31 protein-coding genes are annotated in these 17,739 nt (G+C 43.1%); all 31 read right to left on the reverse strand.

The window, feature by feature from the left end:
- Nucleotides 1-43: 43 nt before the first annotated feature.
- The gene (locus tag KT990_RS02380; RefSeq protein WP_218209078.1) at nt 44-415 is read right to left on the reverse strand and encodes a DUF3168 domain-containing protein; all 372 of its coding nucleotides are present in this window, start codon (nt 413-415) and stop codon (nt 44-46) included.
- On the reverse strand, nt 412-870 hold the full coding sequence (locus tag KT990_RS02385; protein ID WP_218209079.1) for an HK97-gp10 family putative phage morphogenesis protein: 459 nt from the start codon (nt 868-870) through the stop codon (nt 412-414). Before KT990_RS02385 ends, KT990_RS02380 begins: the two co-directional genes overlap by 4 nt.
- Before the next feature lie 3 nt (nt 871-873).
- Nucleotides 874-1,203, reverse strand: coding sequence for a phage head closure protein (locus KT990_RS02390; RefSeq protein WP_218209080.1), 330 nt, complete (start codon nt 1,201-1,203; stop codon nt 874-876).
- Between the two features lie 121 nt (nt 1,204-1,324).
- A complete protein-coding gene (locus tag KT990_RS02395) occupies nt 1,325-1,615 on the reverse strand; it encodes a head-tail connector protein (RefSeq protein WP_218209081.1) in 291 nt (96 codons plus the stop codon).
- The gene (locus tag KT990_RS02400; protein WP_218209082.1) at nt 1,612-3,054 is read right to left on the reverse strand and encodes a phage portal protein; all 1,443 of its coding nucleotides are present in this window, start codon (nt 3,052-3,054) and stop codon (nt 1,612-1,614) included. Before KT990_RS02400 ends, KT990_RS02395 begins: the two co-directional genes overlap by 4 nt.
- Nucleotides 3,055-3,064: 10 nt before the next feature.
- Nucleotides 3,065-3,232: a hypothetical protein gene (locus tag KT990_RS02405; protein ID WP_218209083.1), complete on the reverse strand. Its 168-nt coding sequence runs from the start codon at nt 3,230-3,232 to the stop codon at nt 3,065-3,067.
- Nucleotides 3,233-3,315: 83 nt separating this feature from the next.
- On the reverse strand, nt 3,316-4,656 hold the full coding sequence (locus KT990_RS02410) for a phage major capsid protein (RefSeq protein ID WP_218209084.1): 1,341 nt from the start codon (nt 4,654-4,656) through the stop codon (nt 3,316-3,318).
- Nucleotides 4,653-5,243: an HK97 family phage prohead protease gene (locus tag KT990_RS02415; RefSeq protein ID WP_218209085.1), complete on the reverse strand. Its 591-nt coding sequence runs from the start codon at nt 5,241-5,243 to the stop codon at nt 4,653-4,655. Before KT990_RS02415 ends, KT990_RS02410 begins: the two co-directional genes overlap by 4 nt.
- 54 nt (nt 5,244-5,297) lie before the next feature.
- Nucleotides 5,298-6,965 carry a terminase large subunit gene (locus tag KT990_RS02420; protein WP_218209086.1) on the reverse strand — a complete coding sequence of 556 codons (1,668 nt, stop codon included), beginning with the start codon at nt 6,963-6,965 and terminating at the stop codon, nt 5,298-5,300.
- Nucleotides 6,966-6,973: 8 nt separating this feature from the next.
- Complete coding sequence (locus KT990_RS02425; protein WP_218209087.1) at nt 6,974-7,435, reverse strand: terminase small subunit; 462 nt, start codon at nt 7,433-7,435, stop codon at nt 6,974-6,976.
- Nucleotides 7,436-7,539: 104 nt separating this feature from the next.
- Entirely contained in the window at nt 7,540-7,710 is a 171-nt protein-coding gene (locus KT990_RS02430) for a hypothetical protein (protein WP_218209088.1), read from the reverse strand.
- The gene (locus KT990_RS02435; protein ID WP_218209089.1) at nt 7,707-7,997 is read right to left on the reverse strand and encodes an HNH endonuclease; all 291 of its coding nucleotides are present in this window, start codon (nt 7,995-7,997) and stop codon (nt 7,707-7,709) included. The genes KT990_RS02430 and KT990_RS02435 overlap by 4 nt, the downstream gene beginning before the upstream one ends.
- A complete protein-coding gene (locus KT990_RS02440; RefSeq protein WP_218209090.1) occupies nt 7,933-8,214 on the reverse strand; it encodes a hypothetical protein in 282 nt (93 codons plus the stop codon). Before KT990_RS02440 ends, KT990_RS02435 begins: the two co-directional genes overlap by 65 nt.
- A gap of 2 nt (nt 8,215-8,216) precedes the next feature.
- Entirely contained in the window at nt 8,217-8,417 is a 201-nt protein-coding gene (locus KT990_RS02445) for a hypothetical protein (protein WP_218209091.1), read from the reverse strand.
- Between the two features lie 314 nt (nt 8,418-8,731).
- A complete protein-coding gene (locus tag KT990_RS02450; RefSeq protein WP_218209092.1) occupies nt 8,732-9,223 on the reverse strand; it encodes a recombination protein NinB in 492 nt (163 codons plus the stop codon).
- Nucleotides 9,224-9,240: 17 nt separating this feature from the next.
- Complete coding sequence (locus KT990_RS02455) at nt 9,241-9,456, reverse strand: hypothetical protein (protein WP_218209093.1); 216 nt, start codon at nt 9,454-9,456, stop codon at nt 9,241-9,243.
- Nucleotides 9,456-9,731, reverse strand: coding sequence for a hypothetical protein (locus tag KT990_RS13460; RefSeq protein WP_228730812.1), 276 nt, complete (start codon nt 9,729-9,731; stop codon nt 9,456-9,458). Before KT990_RS13460 ends, KT990_RS02455 begins: the two co-directional genes overlap by 1 nt.
- A complete protein-coding gene (locus tag KT990_RS02460) occupies nt 9,673-9,894 on the reverse strand; it encodes a hypothetical protein (RefSeq protein ID WP_218209094.1) in 222 nt (73 codons plus the stop codon). Before KT990_RS02460 ends, KT990_RS13460 begins: the two co-directional genes overlap by 59 nt.
- A gap of 17 nt (nt 9,895-9,911) precedes the next feature.
- Nucleotides 9,912-10,100, reverse strand: a complete 189-nt coding sequence (locus KT990_RS02465; RefSeq protein ID WP_218209095.1) for a hypothetical protein — start codon at nt 10,098-10,100, stop codon at nt 9,912-9,914.
- A 799-nt stretch (nt 10,101-10,899) separates the two neighbouring features.
- Nucleotides 10,900-11,340 (reverse strand): hypothetical protein, encoded by a 441-nt coding sequence (locus KT990_RS02470; RefSeq protein WP_218209096.1) that lies wholly within the window; start codon nt 11,338-11,340, stop codon nt 10,900-10,902.
- Nucleotides 11,341-11,350: 10 nt separating this feature from the next.
- Nucleotides 11,351-11,689 carry a DUF1064 domain-containing protein gene (locus KT990_RS02475; RefSeq protein ID WP_218209097.1) on the reverse strand — a complete coding sequence of 113 codons (339 nt, stop codon included), beginning with the start codon at nt 11,687-11,689 and terminating at the stop codon, nt 11,351-11,353.
- Nucleotides 11,682-12,002, reverse strand: a complete 321-nt coding sequence (locus KT990_RS02480) for a DUF6378 domain-containing protein (protein WP_218209098.1) — start codon at nt 12,000-12,002, stop codon at nt 11,682-11,684. Before KT990_RS02480 ends, KT990_RS02475 begins: the two co-directional genes overlap by 8 nt.
- On the reverse strand, nt 11,999-12,442 hold the full coding sequence (locus KT990_RS02485; RefSeq protein WP_218209099.1) for a hypothetical protein: 444 nt from the start codon (nt 12,440-12,442) through the stop codon (nt 11,999-12,001). The genes KT990_RS02480 and KT990_RS02485 overlap by 4 nt, the downstream gene beginning before the upstream one ends.
- Nucleotides 12,439-13,659, reverse strand: coding sequence for a hypothetical protein (locus tag KT990_RS02490; RefSeq protein ID WP_218209100.1), 1,221 nt, complete (start codon nt 13,657-13,659; stop codon nt 12,439-12,441). The genes KT990_RS02485 and KT990_RS02490 overlap by 4 nt, the downstream gene beginning before the upstream one ends.
- On the reverse strand, nt 13,656-14,405 hold the full coding sequence (locus KT990_RS02495) for a hypothetical protein (protein ID WP_218209101.1): 750 nt from the start codon (nt 14,403-14,405) through the stop codon (nt 13,656-13,658). The genes KT990_RS02490 and KT990_RS02495 overlap by 4 nt, the downstream gene beginning before the upstream one ends.
- A complete protein-coding gene (locus KT990_RS02500) occupies nt 14,402-15,721 on the reverse strand; it encodes a replicative DNA helicase (protein ID WP_218209102.1) in 1,320 nt (439 codons plus the stop codon). Before KT990_RS02500 ends, KT990_RS02495 begins: the two co-directional genes overlap by 4 nt.
- A complete protein-coding gene (locus KT990_RS02505; RefSeq protein WP_218209103.1) occupies nt 15,721-16,452 on the reverse strand; it encodes a replication protein in 732 nt (243 codons plus the stop codon). The genes KT990_RS02500 and KT990_RS02505 overlap by 1 nt, the downstream gene beginning before the upstream one ends.
- Nucleotides 16,445-16,615, reverse strand: coding sequence for a hypothetical protein (locus KT990_RS02510; protein ID WP_218209104.1), 171 nt, complete (start codon nt 16,613-16,615; stop codon nt 16,445-16,447). The genes KT990_RS02505 and KT990_RS02510 overlap by 8 nt, the downstream gene beginning before the upstream one ends.
- On the reverse strand, nt 16,612-17,187 hold the full coding sequence (locus tag KT990_RS02515) for a GIY-YIG nuclease family protein (RefSeq protein ID WP_218209105.1): 576 nt from the start codon (nt 17,185-17,187) through the stop codon (nt 16,612-16,614). Before KT990_RS02515 ends, KT990_RS02510 begins: the two co-directional genes overlap by 4 nt.
- Before the next feature lie 2 nt (nt 17,188-17,189).
- Entirely contained in the window at nt 17,190-17,510 is a 321-nt protein-coding gene (locus KT990_RS02520; RefSeq protein ID WP_218209106.1) for a hypothetical protein, read from the reverse strand.
- A gap of 2 nt (nt 17,511-17,512) precedes the next feature.
- A complete protein-coding gene (locus tag KT990_RS02525; protein ID WP_218209107.1) occupies nt 17,513-17,728 on the reverse strand; it encodes a hypothetical protein in 216 nt (71 codons plus the stop codon).
- Between the last annotated feature and the right edge of the window lie 11 nt (nt 17,729-17,739).

Raw genomic sequence — 17,739 nt, forward strand, 5'->3', positions numbered from 1 at the left:
AAAAAAGCACCCGGTTGGGTGCCATGTGGAAAATGAAATTTGTTTAACGATCTAAAAACCAATTCGCATCAAAGCCGCGACCAAAAATATTAGTGTCGGCAATGCGTTCAAAGTGGTTCGGGTGAATGTTGGTGACATAGCAGTGTGGTTCTAAAGCTTTTCGTATTGCTTGCCGGATCTCGGATGCTCGCTTCTGCTGAGTGTCATAAACTACGATCTGGAATGACACATGATCTGTATTCGCTGGACAATCTAAATTGTTTTCAGGATTTGCTGTGACTACCGACCAGACTGCATAGGGATATGGTGTTTTGTGTGGTGCAATGTCTTCAAATACTCTTAAAGGATTGGTGCCGAGCAATGCTGTGACCGCTGAAGCTAATTTCAATGTAGAAACTACAGGTAAAATGTTCATAATTTTGCGAGTTCCTTGTCGATTTCTTTATTGAAGTTTTCAGCAAAGCTATTGGTCACGGCTTGGATGTTGTTTTGCAGTGCCGGGCGCATGAATGGAGTACCTGGATTATTAACACTAGGGAATTCAATAAACCTCCAATGTCTAGTGTCCCCACCCGGTGTTTTAGGTGGATTTGGATTAGAGAATGACGCACCACCACGCACGCCGACACGCATCACCACCTCATTCGGGTTTCTGGTTTTACCTGCTGCAATCGCAATATTTTTCCAGATCTTTTCCGCTGTTTGTGGATCATCAATGCCTTTTGCATTATTTCGTGCGGCATCCCGGACAATCGCCATAGCTTTACGAGCAGAACGCCGAGCAGCATTTTTCATTAAGCGAGGATTGCCAAGTCTTTTAAGCTTTTCCTGAACTTCATCCAAGCCTTCAATATTGAATTCTACTGACATGGCTTACTCCACTAATGACAACTCCAAGGTCATATAAATCCGACCGTTTTCATTGTCTGGTTTAGGTGGCGACACGATCTGGAAAGTCTGACCATCAAATAAAACGCGCATACCTGAGTCAATATCTTTACGTTTACGCAGTTTTAGCCGGGCTGTAGTTTCTGATCCTGCGGCTTTCGCTGTAAGGCCGTCTTTTACCGAGAGGAAGGTAATTCGCCCCCAAAGCTTTTTAAACTCAGTCCAGGCTTCGGTTTCATAGTTGTATTCATCATAGGCCGTGGTTTTATGTTGAATCGTTACACGGTGGCAGAGTTCGCCGGCACGTTGGGCCATATAACCTCCTATGCAATCTTTATCTTAACTGGCGGTGGTGGTGGAACATATTCAGGTTTGGCCAAACTCTCAGAATTCGAGTTTTTGCAACATTTGCAGCATTGGCAGCACATACACCCTCCTAAATCGCTGTAGGCTTACGATATGGATAAAGCAGGCTTTGTACCGGCATCGGCAGGAAGTTGCCATTTACCGGCGTTTCCTGCTCAGCATTGCGGTACTGGTCCCAATATCCACACAGCAATAAAATTGCCTGATGAATTGCTTTAGGGTAATCAGGTTCAAGTTCATCAGTGATGTAATTCAACACCACTGAATCTGCTGCATCCAAATACCCCTGAAGCATCAAGTCATTTGAATCATCGTCATAGCGCAAATGTTCTTTTAGGGTCTCAAGACTTACAATACTCATTCTTCACCCCATTTCTTTTGCGCTAATTTGAAGTTTTCATGGCTAAACTCGCCTAAATGATCCTTTTCACAGTGCCATAATGAGCCTTTGTGTGTCACAAACTGGCCTGATTTATACTGATTTTCAGTCTTAAAAATGCCTTGATATTGGCTTTTTTGGTCTGAATTTTCGGCATTTTGCGGTGTATTTGGTGCAGATTTACCAAATGGATCATCCAACTGATCACGCTTAGACAGCGCCTCAAGCGAGAAGTTCTGCTGCTGCATGTAAACCGTGTCACCACCTTCCAGTGGGCCTAAGCCAAGTTTTTGACGCGCCTCATTCGGTGTCATGATTGCTGCACCCACACCCTCTTTAAGTCGCTGCATCTGAGATACCGAATCCATTCGGATCAAGGTATCTAGATCAAGAAAGGCTTCTAAATTCGCGTCTTTAAGCCCAAGGCTTTCATCAAGTAGGTTTTCACGTGATTCAATCAGGCTTTGCAAGCAGTCTGAATAATAGATTTCATTCAGATCGGAAACTTTCTGGCCGGCTGGGATGGTGCCAATACCCAATTTAAACTGCGGTACGTGAAAAACAGCGCAAATCACTTCATTTGTCATTCGCATCTGTTCGATCAACTGAGAATCTGCGGCTGAAACCGAAATGGCTTCGAACTTCATACCATCACCAACTACAGCCGTGCAGCCGGCGTTGGCACCACCATAGCTTTCATTCCACTGTTTTTTAATTGCTGCTGCTTTTTCTGGATCAATAGGCCCGGGCGCAATCAGGATCCCACCTGGTCGACTATTGTTTTTAAAGTGTTGGCGCTGGCTTTTCTGGATCTCTAGGCCATGTCCCGCCGCTACCGCACACGCTGTAATTGGCGATAAGCCTACAAGTGGATGATAAAAGCAGTTAATACGGTCATGAATAATTTCAGATGCTGGCACCACCTCATGAGAAATCTGATTGAGTCGATCATCGTTGAGTTGATAAAAGACATCTCCAGCATCACTGATCAATGGCTTTGTCAGGTCGGGGTTCAATACCTTCAAGCCAACAACTTTGCCCGAAAAAATATCTCGAACTTTAAACACATAGGTATTGCCGCGAAGCAATAATGATGTGGTCCATTGTTCGCTAAATTGCTGCCATGTCTGGTAGTGATTTGGCTTATTTAGGACGCTAAAACGCTCTGGAATTTCTTGATCAATCCAGACGCCCTGCTGCTTCTTTTTTAGCAGAATCGGCATCTTGCCAATATCTTGAGAAATCAATGAAACACAACTAAATACTGCATGATGTGCTGCAAGATCTTCCCGAGTCAGTTCATCATTCTTTTGCCAAGCGCCAGAATAAGGCTCATGCACAAATAAAGAAGTCCACCCTTGGTTTGAATGGACTCCTTGGAGGGATTTCTTTTTACCAAATAAATTTCCGAAAAAGCCCATTCTTTACATCCTATTCTTTGGTTTTATCTTCTTTTTTCGCTTTTGGTGCTGCTTTTTTCGGTTCTGTATAGACCTCTGCAACACCAATTTTGAGCAATACATTTGCCTGAAAATCAGGAATCTCTTTAATATCCCCAACATTGGAATCGTGGGTCATCTTTAAATATTTAATCTTCATAGACTGTTCCTATAGCTAAACAATTGTGATGCTTAGATATAAAAACAGCCCCGATTAAGGAGCTGTTTTTTTGGTGACTTTAATTAGCCGCCAGTTGGTGTGTAGTCCAGGAATGCTGCAGCAATCGGACGACGTTTTGCCCAGGTGATGAACTTCTCAACACGTACCGCAAATTTGTTTTCTTGCCATAAGTGATGAGTCGTACCACCATCAACCAGAGTTGCTTGATCAGAGTAAGACACATCCACACCACCATCCTGAGCAAGCAGGATTTCAGAAGTTTTCACAAGAATGATCTTGTCACCGACTGTTTGTGATGTGATTACCGGAATACCCATCAATGTACGAGTACCGCGAAGCGCCATGCCTTGGAAGTAGGTATTTCCTAGCGCATCACGAAGCAAGCTGATTTGTGCAGCGCGTGTTTCCGACATTACGAAGTATGAGCCATCCAATGAAAGGTTGGCCGTCACAAAGCTATTCACCAGGGCCAGTAAATCAGCTTCATAATTTGCTGCTGTAGTGCCTGTATTTGGAGTGGCTGTTACCCCATTTAAAACACCCGCAGGACGAACCGCAGTAGCAGCACCCGCGTCAAGGAAGGTGTTATCAATTAAAGTTTTTGATGCTTCAATTAAGTCATCACGAACCAAAATATCTACAGCTGGATCAGAGCGACGCATTAATTCCTGTGTGTAGACAGTAATCGCAGCAAGCTTATGCTCTTTGATTTCCACTTCACCATAGGTTGGGTTTGTTAATGGCTTTGGAGCGCCTTCACCTACCCATGAAGCGGTACCGCCGGTCAATTGACTTGGGATTTTTGAGTTGAACGGCACATTACGGAAACCTGTAAGTTGGTCAAATACAGTTGCAGCACGAAGCATGTCAACAAATTCACCAACCAAGCGGTTTTCAGTGACTAATGATGCTGCAAAACCTGCATCAGTAGTGGTACCCAAAGTTGCTTTTGTTACAAGATCTTGAACTTCATCGCCAAAGCCACGTTCTTTTGCAACATCGAGAGCAGACTTGTAGTTGCCCTCTTTTGCTGCTAATTGTGACAGGATTTTTGCACGGGCATATTGAGCAAAACCAACACCTTTAGCGAGTGGCACGATTTCAATTTTTGGCTTTTTGCCTTCAGGATCTGGATCACCTTTTGCCGATTTTGTAGCTTCTTCAGCAGATTGTCCAGCAACAGGAGTTGCAGTTTTTGCAGCAGCTTCAGTGGCAGCAATTTGTTTTTTAGTGCGTTCAATATTCACTTCAATCGCTGCGATATCTTTTTCAATCGCTTGAATTTCTGCTTCAGTTGCTTCATCAGGTGTAGCACCCTCGGCAGCTGACTTTGATAGTGCCGTTTGCATTGCTTGGTTTTTTTCAGCCAATGCTTTAAGCAGCTTTGCTAAATACTCTTTCATAGTTTCACTCCACCCTTTGTTGGGCTATTAAGTTTTACGACAACGTGTTTTTGTTCAGGTGAATCGCCACCTGGAACGTCTTGAGGTTTTTCGCCCAACGCGGCTTTGTGTTCCTCAAATGCTTTTGAAAATTCTGTTTCTGATTCACGGTTACAAGGGATAGTCACCAATGAAAGCTCATACCATTCCCATGAGTTGAACTGGATACCACCACCTTTGATCATTTCTGCTTCATCCCAATTCGGGATAAAACCAACCGATAAGCCTTTGACCAGACCGTATTTCAGTGACTGATATGCCTTATCGACTTCGCGTTTTAGGTCGCCATCTTCCTCAATTTCAGGAATATGAATCTCGACCTCAATGCCATTTGCAGTAACTTTTGCACTTGTCACATGGCCAATGGCTGAACGCGGGTCATGATGGAAAAGTAAAGGCATAGGCAGATCGAAATCCGCACCTTTTGGCACCATTACATCCTTGGCGCGATCTTGATTTGGTGTACTTGCGATTCCTTTGAAGGTTCGCTTTTGCTCATCAAGGCTCTTAATTTCGACAGAGCCAAAGGTTTTATGTAGAGCAGACATAAGGCTCTCCCAATAAAAAAGCCCGCGTAATGCGAGCTTTGGAAAGTGAATAAATTAAACGAAGTAGATGTTGTATTCTTTTTCGGCCTGTTCTGGATTCATTGACATCAAGGCCACCGCGTTAAACGTAGCAATCAATGGGTCAATCTTCCCAACACCCGATTCCTGCTTACTGATCATCATGCCGTTACCCTTGATAACTGCACGCGCATTCCCAACACACCAGGTCATCAAGCCTTGTCCGGCATGGTAAAGATTACCTTCAGCTAATTTGCGCTCAGTCGTGAGGATATAACCCATCAACTTAAAGCCCTGAGCTACCGCAATCAGCTTATCTTCAGGAATACCAGCATCAAGTAAGCCATCCAGTAGACCACCCAAACCAAGTGGATCTAAGCCGATCTTATCGAGCTTGCCAGAGTCAAAGCATTTCTTTGCAATGGCTGCCAGCTGGTCAATATCATCACCGATACGCTCAACAATGGTTAGGCTTTTTTCCTTTTCGTAGTCAGCGTATTTTGGAGCATTCTCTTTGCGTCTTTCGACTGCAGTCTTATTGCACCAAGCATGATTCCAGAGCCACCATTTACGGCTTTTTGCATGCCGACCAAGTACAGCGAAGCCGAGCAAGTCATCAAGGCCGCCACCATCAATACCACAGGTGATGACATCTGACTGCTCGATGAGTTTATCCAGGGTAAATTCTTTGGATTGCTGCAGCCAGTATTCAGCACCCGCCCAACGGTTGGCTCTAAGATTAATACCAATCTCAACATTGAGTCGCTTGGCTAAAAAGTCCCTAAAGTCGGATTCTTCACCATCGCGTGATTGCTCAAAGTCATCTTCAAGCTGAACCGGATCGACCGAGGTGCCATAGTTTGGATTGGGTATATGGAAGTTCTCTTTTTTAAGATGCTCCCCATCCTCAATCATCTGCTTTGGGAACTCGTAAATCAGAGGTAGAAACTTGTTGTTCTGTTTAATCCCATCACGAATATCACGGGCATAATCTAATTTTTGCTTAAATACGCCGCACGGCTGCTCATTGGCCTGAGTTGTCAGGTAGATAATGCAGCCTTCTGGGCGTGATGCCAGACCACCGGTCGCTTCACGAAACATACTTGCTGCACCAGCGTTCTTTTGAAACAAGTGCAACTCGTCAATCAGAATCCATGAAGCCTTTTTACCACCTACCGTATTCGATTCAGCGGCAACCACCTTAAGAGTGGCGTTTGTGGATCGGTGTGTAATTGTCTTGGTGTGCTCAGAGATATTAAGCAGTGCGCTTAATTCTTCATCCGCTTTAATCGCATCCCGAATTGGAATAAAACTATTGTCTGCGACCTCTTTTGTGGGCGCGAGAATAATCAACTCAGCAGATCCACGGTCATTCATAATCAATGCCGTCAGCATAATGAATGCAGCCAGTGTTGATTTTGAGTTCTTTTTTGGGATCAGCAGAAAGAATTCACGGATTAAACGCCGACTCTCATCTTCGCTATAAGCACCAAAGATTGAGGCCACAAATTCAAATACCCAAGGTCGGGTGATTTCACCCATAGTTGGCTGACCAATTACATCCGTCACAACTAGACTCTTGAAAACATCCAAGGCCATTTCCGCTTCTTCTGGGAATAATGGCTTGCATGGCATGAGCGACTGCCCTTTTTTAATTTTTTCATCCCAATCGGGACACGCTGTGGACCAATTGAGTGATGTCATATTTCAACCTAACTGTAATTTGCTTTTCTTGCTGATCGAGTAGCGTATTTACCGCCACCAGTTGCAGCAGCCTTAGCATCATCCGCCTGAGATTCTTTCTTACCTTTCTCAGCAACTTTGCCATGAAAATATGGGAGTGCTGCCTTTGCGGCATCCATTCGCATCTTCATGTCTTCAACCGGATCAGTCCAAATCTCTTCCAGAAACTTTAGCGGGTCAGCACGACAGCCAGCAGTTTCAATGTCTTTTTTGGTGATAATTGGCTTCGGATCGGGTTTAACATCAGTGTTAACATCTTTAACACTTTCAAGTCGCTCAATGTGAGCAATCACATCTGGATCTTTCGCCATTCTTGAACCAGCTTGTGATGCTGTTTCAGGACTACAACCCGCGAAAATAGCGGCTTCCTTGTTATTTGCGCCATCATGTTTAGCTTGGGCAAATGCCTTCTTTTTTGCTGTTAAAGCCATGTGCCCTCCTTTAACATATTTGTGAAATGGGAAATTTTTTTATACGTGAGAGGGGGCGTGGTGTCCGCTGGCTCAGGGTTTCAAACTTTTTGACTCCCCCCATGCTAGTCCACAAAGATTCCATAAGTCGCAGCAGAAAATATATCCGCAAATAGGAAACCTATAAGCACTATAAGAAATGAGTCAGGATTGGTTTCAAATGAGAGCTTAAGCAAGATTGTTTGAATAGTTAAAACACCAAAAACAATTGCAGCCGCTATTGATTGCTTAGTCACACTCGACTCTCCTTGCTCGTCTTCTTCTTATGACAAGGCACACACAACGACTGAAGGTTAACTTCATCATCCGTACCGCCTTGAGCCACATTAACAATATGGTCCAACTCAAGCTCCATAGTCACACGACCACATGAGCAGCAGGTCCACTCATCACGTAAATGAATCTTCTGCTTAAGTCTGCGCCATGGTCTACCACCACGACCTTGACCCCAATTGTTCTTAGGTGGTCTCGGTGCCTTCGGTGTCATCGCCTGTAGTTTGCTTTGCAGTCTGGGTAGTTTCATTACCAATCTCGATTACAACATTGCCATGCAGAACTTCAGTCTCAACCTCTTCACGCTTCCGGTTGATCACAAACTTGCCGTCAACCCTCTTGAATCGCTTGATGTATCCCTCTTCCTCATCAGCAACAACCACATCCCGAACATACTCACCATTAAGCTTGACTTTAACCTTGCCGAGCAACCCGAGATCTATGGCTTCATCTACTGTTAATCTCATAATCATCCATCCAAATACTGTGACTTAGGCTCATCATCCTCATCACCTTCCAACTGAATCAATAGCTCATTGATCTGAGCATTTTGTTCATTGTTGATCTGGATGACTTGGGCCACTTGGTTTATTAGTTGGTTGTTCTGTTCGATTAGCTTTAGAAGTAAGTCGTTCGATGCACAACCGCATTCGTTCTCTTGATCGCTCATATTGTTCTTTCATCCATTTGCGTCTTGCTTCACAGCCTTGGCATGTCATAACACCACCCATTAAAAAACCTCCCGAAGGAGGCTTGATTTACATACTTGACTGTAGCTTGGCTAAGAAGTCTCGATATTGAGTATCACTATTAAAAGTCAGTCTTAAAAAGTCATCTTTTGAGAAGTAGACATTGATAATATTTTCTTGCGCAAAAGCCTGAATAAAATTAATTCTAGACGGATTGATAATGAACTCTGAATATTCAGATTTATAAGTGATTGTCATAGAAATTTCCCAGTAGAAAATTCCATCTTATAAATAATTAAATCAGATCACAACACCACTTCAAATCATCCGGCACAGTCAAATGAATACCTAATCTTGTGACAGTAAAGTCATGCACATACCCCAAATATTCAGTCATCTGCTTAACGCTTAATTTGGTTGTACTGCAAAGTCTTATCACCTGCTCTGCAATCACCCGGTATTCTTCACACTCATTCTGCTTCAACATTGCAATCGCATTACAGGTCTCAGCAAACTCCTGATCATCACGACGATAGATATAAATCAAAAAGCGCTTCTTAAACTCGTAATGCAGTGAGTCTTTATCTTGACCAGTCTTTTTCTCTATCTGGCCAAGCCACATCCACATGAGTCTATTCTGTGCAGTGGACCTATCATCCTGCTTCTGATCAATCACCACCCTTAACGGCTTACCCTCATTAATCGCCTGAGTGTAATTGGTATGCATGAAGTTAATAGCTTTGGTGATGTCGGCATGTGACTGGATAGGAAACACGGCTTTTTGCATTTCCTATCTCCTAAGACTTATTCCATGTCATGAATAATCTTTAAGATCTCTTCGCCATTATCAGACAAGAGCAATTTAAATTTCTTAGCCAAATCAATCTGGCCATGTGCAGCAACACATGCATCTTTATTACCTGGATTTAATCTGATGATCTGCTGATTTTGCGCAATCACTTTTTCCGCATACTCATATGCCGTTTCGATCTGCTTTACTTTTACTTCTTTACTGGACATCAAAACACCTCTCTATCTTCCATCACCAACATCCGATTCACTCTCACCAACCACTGATCAAACATTGCTTCACTCTCGGCCCGACTGCCCAATTCAAAACGATCGAATGCAGCATGGCATTTAAAACAAAGGGAAACGGTTTTGCTGTCATCGGCCTTGATTCCACGCCCTTTACCGTCACGGCTTGAATTTGAATGAGCAGCCTGACTATTGGGATTACCGCATCGAATACATGGCAGCTTTCTGATTGCTGCGAGTCTTTTTTGATTCCGCATTTAATTGTTCTTCTATGCCGTGGATCTGCTTATTTACTTTGCGAAGTTCAGCACCGCACATTTCTTTAAATGCATAGCTTGAGAACAGATGGTTGTAATTCATTAATCGGCTGCGATTCTTTTCGAGTACTTCTAAATTCCGTTTTGCTTCTACTATGTCCATAAACACCACCAATAAAATCAACTCACAGGCTTTAGGATGTGCTCTGGTATTGTTGAGAATTTCACTTTTGAACCATCGCCATAAATATCGAGATCCATGTTCACGGTCATAAATTTCACCCCAAGTTTGTCTTGGGTGCGCGCTACCGCTCGAATCAACTCAGCCTGCAACTCTCGCGCAATAACTTCATCACTATACTGAGTCATATCCACCACCAATAAGAAAAGAAAACCCCTCAACATCTAGAATGCGAGGGGCTTTGTTTGCCGTAATACGTTCGGCAAATGTAATTATTTGTTAATGCAACATTAACAATAATGCTTTAAATTTCTATCAACTATTAATTTATTGTGATGAAAATCATGGGATATTTTATTTTATTGACCCTTTCCCTATTGTTATTTATAGGAGGTGTCATTGGTGTTGGAGTTGGCATCCATACAAAGGATTCATTTTTCATAGTGATTGGAGCGCTACTACTTGTTGCCTCGGCCTTAGCCTACTTTCAATCAAAGGAAATAAAACAGGATCCCTTCTTATGAGTGAAACTATTCAACTCCTTTCAAACAATCACGACATACTTTGATCTCTTCATCATCAATCGTGTAATCGATCTCAGTCGCACCATGCAGGCCGAATAAGCACATCAGTAATCTAAGCATGATTTTACTCCTGGACAATCAAGCAATCATGTCGCAAGATATGTCAGTTATTTTCACTTATAAAACATAAATTTATGATATTTATTTCTGAAATAATGTCATTAACTTTGTCGAACTAAGCAAGATTCCTTCCTGGTTAATCAAGCAATGATCAAGCATTTTAATTTGGTGTAATTTCATCTAATTAGAATCTGGTGCCCCGATATTGCTTACACCAACATTTCTCAGGGCATTAAAAAAGCCCACCATTTGGCGAGCTTCTTTTGGAACCAAGTGCATTATTTACACTTCGGTCACTTATAACACAAAATAGCATATTCGCATTTAAACGCAAGTTATTTAATCATTTTAAGCGAAGTCTTTTGTCATGGCCTGCCAAGTAATAACTTCCTGCATATACCATGTTGTTTATCGAGCTTCTTGATAGAGTAAATTCTTTCTCCATCTGGCTTAATGACATCCCTCTCACATTCTTCTCAATGAACAACTGCACAGCAACTTTGGCCGAAGCACAAACCGAACTAGACTTATTAAAATCTACAATCAATTTCCGCACCTGCTCCACTTCAAAGTCATTAATCTGGCAAATAACCTGATCTTTACGTGGTGCCACCCCTTTGTTATTTTCAAGAATCAGCCAGTAAATTTGATTTACCCCAAGTGAGTCCGGTTCATTGCCCGACTTCATGCGTGAAATCTGGATGTATGCTCCATACTGCTTAAGCCAATCTTCAATACTAAAACGATCCCAATTCATTACTTCTGCCTTCACCATCGCATTCATCCCTATTCCCCTAAATTTCTCTAATCTCGATACCGTGTACCGACTTCATCAAGTGCTTCTTCAAACGGTAAACTGGCAAATTCCGCGTCATTGCGCTTTTCACATCTTCAACAACCAACTGCCCATTTTCCTGATAAACAAAATCTGCGACATATTTCACTGCTGGCTTGCGTCTTGGCTCATTTTCAAACTTTACCGATTCAGCCAGGACAAACGGCTTCTGCAACTCCAGTTCTTTAATTTCCCCGACACGCTCAAGCAAGGACAGATCCCGATAACGTCTAGCCTCTTTCTGACTATCGAAAGTGATGCCGTTAAGCACCACCTTCTTGTTTCCGTACTTACTCATGCACAAGCCCCGCATAATTTGGCTTGTAGTTCGCAATGGCTTCAGGCAATCCACCATCTGCACATGACTTTTCTGCCAAAGCTGCATATCCGGCAATGTCGTGCCAATTGTCTTCATAATCAGGGTCGCCATTCACAGCCCGAGCAATCTTATTGAAGATCATAAAAAGACTGGTTTTCTGCTCTGCGTTTAAATGCTTGTAGTTTGCGCCAGATTCAACGATAGCCATTAACTGTTGAGTTGTACCCGCCACATCGGAATAATTGCCATATCGAGCGCCACGTTCGTTTAGGGTGCTATCTATCTCACTCATCTTTCAATCACCTTCGTATTCGGGCTAATGTGGTTTTTGATATCACTGCAATGGTCCGTAATATCTCGTACCATCTGTACAGCCTTGGAGTTATCACCAATAAGCATGGCACCGCCTTCAATTTTTTCTTGGCTTAACAGCGCATATTGCTCAAGCTCTTTTTCTTCACTTTGGCCGTAATAGTGATGATCGATTTCAGATTTAAGATCGGACAGCAATTCAAGCTGATCTAAAATATATTCATTACCATCATGGTAAATAGACTTAATCCAGCCCTTTTCCGCATCATGCACAATCAAAGCTCCAGCAAACCATCGGTAATGCAAAATCTCATTTGGGCTACAGACTGAGTCCATATCGCGCCAGTATTCAGCCCCCTCCGGTGCCCCATCCACAATCTGCTTACACTTTTCCAATCCCAATTTCTCGATTAAGTTCATGCTGCCACTCCTTGCAATTGCGCCTTAAACTCTTTGATTTTTTCCCACTGGTTGTCTGGAATTGCCGCATTCCCTAATCCATAATTTGAAACCGTAGTGATGGACACACCTAAGAATCTGGCCAATGCTGAAACTCGCCCGTTCTTCTCATCACTTCTTAAAAATTCCCGAAGTTCGATTGTTCGCGGATTGCTCTCAAGTTCAGCGCGGGTTTTTATTCGGGTTTTCTGCATGGCTTCGGCTGAACATGCTTTGCACTTGAATGAATTAATATCGTGAATGCGGAACGATGTTTCTCCGTGATGCTTGCAGACCCCTACAAATGATTTAAGGTTTTGAGCTTGCGCCTCAAGCATCCGTTTTCTGTTTTCCGATACCTCGCGTGGTTTTTTTGCAGTTAATTCACGCTTTCTCTTTTGCGAAGCCTTACTACACGACACACATGCAGATACGTCACGAGTCGCATAAATACGGAAAATCGTTTCTTTATTTTCCTTATGACAAAACCCGATAAACTTCCGATGACCTTTTGCCAGAGCTGCATTTTTGGCCTCATGGTTTCTGATCCATATCTGGCGCTTTGGTGAAATTTCTCTTGCCACCACTTTGCTGCGGTTTACATGTGTGCCGTATTCAAAAGTCGGCAGGATTTCTTCGAGTAGCACCAGACGCTTTGCACTCAACGCCACGCCACCAGACGCCAATTTGCATATAATGTCTTTCTTGAATCCAAGCATTCTAGACATGGCTTGCATATCCCCCATCTGCGCCTTGCTTCTAAACTCAGCCAATAGCAACATTTGACGATTGATTCTTGCAGCACGATCCACTTGAACCTGAGTCTGACCCAGTGCTTTAAGTTCCGCCTTGATCTCTGCCTGCTCTTTTTTGGCTGCATCACGTTCAAGTTTGGCAATCGCACGTTCGATCTTCCTAGCTTCCATCTCCTTTTGGCGCTTGATTCGATCCGCTTCTTTCTGGCGCTTGATTACTGCTTTGGATTGACGCGCCTCCTGATTAATTCGTTCAAGCTTGGCATTGCGTTCAGCTTCCGGCTTTACCACCTGTTTCTTATCCAGTGGCACCACACCATCTGGAAAGTGCGTAAAACCAAACTCAAGCGTCTTTGGTTTATTGCCCTGATTCAGCCATTCTGAAATATCCCAATCCGAACGGCCTTTAATTTGAGTCGATACTTTTTCTGTTTCAAAAATCATGCTGCACCCCCAAAAATACACAGTTGCTTAGATACTTCTTCTGGCTTGTAAAAGTTCGCTGAATTTACTGACTCAATACGTGAGCGCATCACGGCAGCTCTCATCTCCTTGGTTGGCGGCATATAGTTGCCCTTCCACGCCTGATCGATTCCAATATTTCGAGCAATATTGGTTGAATCGGCCGACTCAAGTGGTAACTTGCTGAAAATCGCAGGATTCAACATACGAAGACCATGCATCTTGATCAGCGGGTAGCCATCCTTATCACATACGATTTCCATCATTTGATTCATCCGACCCCACCACTCATTCGTGCCAATCGCGGAAAATTCACCAGAAGACCCGAGTGCAATGCGGTGGTAATCAGTTGCAAGACGCTCTAATCGATCCAGACTTTCATGCATGTGATAGACCGGAACTGCGAACTCTTTCTGAATCGGACACTCAGCAAGCAATGCATCGTTATCCGCCTCATTTCCGTCAATAACGTCTGGAATTACAATCCAGTCGCAATGCGGGTACTTCAAACAATCAAATGCAAAGTCATAGAACTCAGACCAGTCTTGGACTGGATTTCCTGATTTCCATGCGCTAAATGCTCCGTTATCAATTGCAAATGACTGAGAAACCTCGATAGCAACACCCAGTTGCTGCTTATGGGCAAACGATACAAATGCATGACCTTGCTTTACCGCCTCATAAGCTGCCGTTGCAGGTGTGATTGGCAAACCGTGATAATGCTTCACACCCCACCCCCTACTTGCTCTTGAGCCACACTTGCAAAACGGCATACGTCCAATTGATCCTGAACCAACACGATCCCCTTCTTGCCATGACGGTTTTTAGTCACCAGCACCTCAGTCACACCAGTCGGCATTAAGTCCTCTGATTGCAGCTTTGGGTGTAATAAAACGATCTGGTCTGCATCCTGTTCAATCTGACCCGATTCTTTAATGTCTGAACTCTTAGGACGTGAGCCTTTGTCTGCGTCACGGTTTAACTGGACTAATGCAATCACTGGACACTCAAATTCCTTCGCCATTGATTTGAGTTCACGGCTGATGGATGCCACCTCTTGAATGCGGTCTCTTTGGCTCGGATTGCGAAGTAACTGCAAGTAGTCAATAACGATGCACCCAAGCCCTATCTTCTTGTAGCGGCGCTCTGCTTTGCGTACATAGGTACGAACTTCACTTAATGTCGGCTTTTGCTTCGGTTCGATCCAGATTGGCAGCTTTGCATAGGTAGCTTGGGCGCTGGTGAAGTCCTGCATCACACCTGACGACATACGAGCGTTATGTAATTCGTCATAAGGGATCAGACTCAAGGCACTAATCATTCGATTGGCCAAAGTCTCTTTATCCATCTCAGCCGATACAAACAGCACACCTTTGTTTTTGATTGCAGTATCCAGTGCCAGCATTTGCGCCAAAGTAGACTTGCCCGATCCTGGTCTGCCACCAACGACACACAAATGACCTTTTTGAACTGTACCGATGAGGTTATCCAGTGTAGGCAGATTAAACCTCACACCTGACGGCTTACCTGCTGCCAGTGCTTCAGCCTTCTCGATCATCTTTTTCAAAGCGCTATCAATGGAGTCTTCAAAGCTTGAACCTAAGTTATTCTGATCCTGATTGTCTGATCCGCTAAATAGCCCCTCTGCTTCAGCAAAAACATCATCCAGATTCAGGTCATGGGCGATCATGGCAATCTTCTTGCCAATTTCCTCAACCTTGCGGTGTGATTTCAGTTTGTTGAGTTCAGATACATAGCTGCCCAAGTTATAAAAACTTGATGGTGATTCAGACATGATGGTCATCAGGTAGTCAGTCGCATCAACCAGTGATTTACTTTGATTCAGTTTCTGTTCAACCAGTACAGCGTCATAAGGTCTTCCAGAATCAGCCAATTCGGAAATAGCTTTGAAAACCTCTTGGTGCTTTGTTGAGAAGAAGCAGTCTTGAGTTAAGTCACCTGCAACAGTTTCATAAGAGTTTTGAACTGTCATCAATGCAGCAAGGACACATTGCTCGATTGCGATGTTATGGATGTCAGACATTACCAAGCTCCTTTTACTGTTTTAAGGTTTTGAGGTGCTGGTGCTGCTTGGTTAAATACTGGTTGTTGAGTTGTCCAGTAATCGTTCTCCCAATTCTTTTGGTTTAGCCAGGTAGTCGGTGCTGGAATAAATTCACCATCCTGTTTAATCCAAGACTGATCTTGTTTTTGAGCATTTAGAATTTTGATCAATGTTTCAGTAGTCACAACTGATTTGTATTTCTCAAAAGTTTTAAATGTTCCAGACTTGTCTGATTTACGCTTACAACGTGGATATGATTCCCAGAATTTTTCAAAGTCTTCCGAGTACACCCCTTGTTTTTGATTAGTTGTTTTTATAGTTGTTTTTGTGTGTGGAAATTTTCCACTAGTAACTGGTGGAATTTCTCCACTAGTATGGTGTAAATTTTCCACTAGTGGAGATTCTGCTAGTGTAGAAAATACACTATCGTTTAGGGCATAAGACTTGGCTGCTTTAGCGTTCTTTTGGGCATACTCTTTCACAAAACCAAATTCAATTAGTTCATTAATCGCCTTGATTACAGTTTTTCTTGATAGACCAGTGATTGCCTCAAACTGAGTTAATGAGATGGCATCCTTGTTCTTTTGCCAGCCACGAGTTTTGCGAACAATCACAATGTATAGGAGGTTTGCTGTAGGGCTGAGTTTCTTCATTGCTTCATCAACAAAAGCATTCGGCAACTGGAAGCTGTTAGGGATAAAATTACTCACAATCTCCCCCTTCTTTAAATTCTTCGTACTCATCCTGCACTTCTTCAATGTGAAACATATCCAAGTCGCTGTCGTATAGATCAACAACGGCACATACACGGAAAGCAAAGTCTGGATGCTCCCTGTCGTATTGGTCGATAAATTGGCGGGTTAGGTAGTTCATGCTGCACCACCTTGCTTTGCAGCAAATGCAGCGATCAAGCCTTTTGAGTCATCAAACCATTCACCAATAGTTCTGAGTTCAGCAAACTGCCTGTGCAACATGTTTTCGATGTTTTTTTCGATAATGCAAAGTATGTCTAATTTGCACCCAGACTGGTTTTGAAGCGTTTTGACTCGAAACCCAACATCGATTGTTTTCCCAATTTTTATTTCATTGGTGCCGCGTTTTTTTACAATGTAGGTTTTTTCAGCTTTTGGCCCACCAGCTTCTGGGTAGATGCTTTCTTTGGTCTTTGGATCTAAACCACAAGATATATAACCAACATCCGAGTATGTTCTGTCCATGCTGCTTGGTAGTGCATTAATAAATTTTTCGATAACATCATGAGGAGCAAAGTCGCTATTCTCGTTTTGTTTGATGAAGTAATCGCTTGTTATTTTTCCAGGGTGAAAAGCGGTTAAGGCAACAACCATCACACACTGCTCAACAAAAGAAAGATCCTCTTTGCTTTCCAGTTTTTTTATTACCTGTTTAAACAGGGTGGATGCTTCACTTTCATTTTGTGCTAACATATTCACTGTTCATTTCCCTCTAGGTTTTGAATATCAGGCTCATCTGTTCCCGCAGATGGGCTTTCTTTTTGGTGTACCAAAGTGCCCGAAGTACACTTTGACCGATTACGCGCTCTTGCCATACGCTCGTACTTAGCGTCTTCAGCTAGTAGGGCTTTCGCTATGACCTCACGCACCCAGTTACACGAATCCTGCTCATTGGTTTCGCTAGCAATAGCGATTGCATCAAGCATTTCATGTGTAAATTTGATGGTTTTGGGAACGTTGTATTTCCCGCCCAAATATCCTTTTTCGATTGCTTCTTTCAAATCATCGACTCCCATGTTTAGCTCACTTTTTCCCTTCTTTGCTTGTCGTTCATGCGGTACTGGCGAAGCTCAAGTGCGTCCTGAACGTGTTGAGGAACAACACCACCCCACAAATAAATTGTTTGTCGTGAGCCAGTTCTTAAAATTCCAATTTTTGCCAATGCTTCAGCTAACTTTTGATCTGAATCGGCATTAAAGTGCTTTTTAAGAGAGGCTACGGAAGAAAAGTCCATAGTAAAAAACC

The sequence above is a fragment of the Acinetobacter sp. F9 genome, assembly GCF_019195275.1.
In the GTDB taxonomy this organism is placed as follows: Bacteria; Pseudomonadota; Gammaproteobacteria; order Pseudomonadales; family Moraxellaceae; genus Acinetobacter; species Acinetobacter pseudolwoffii.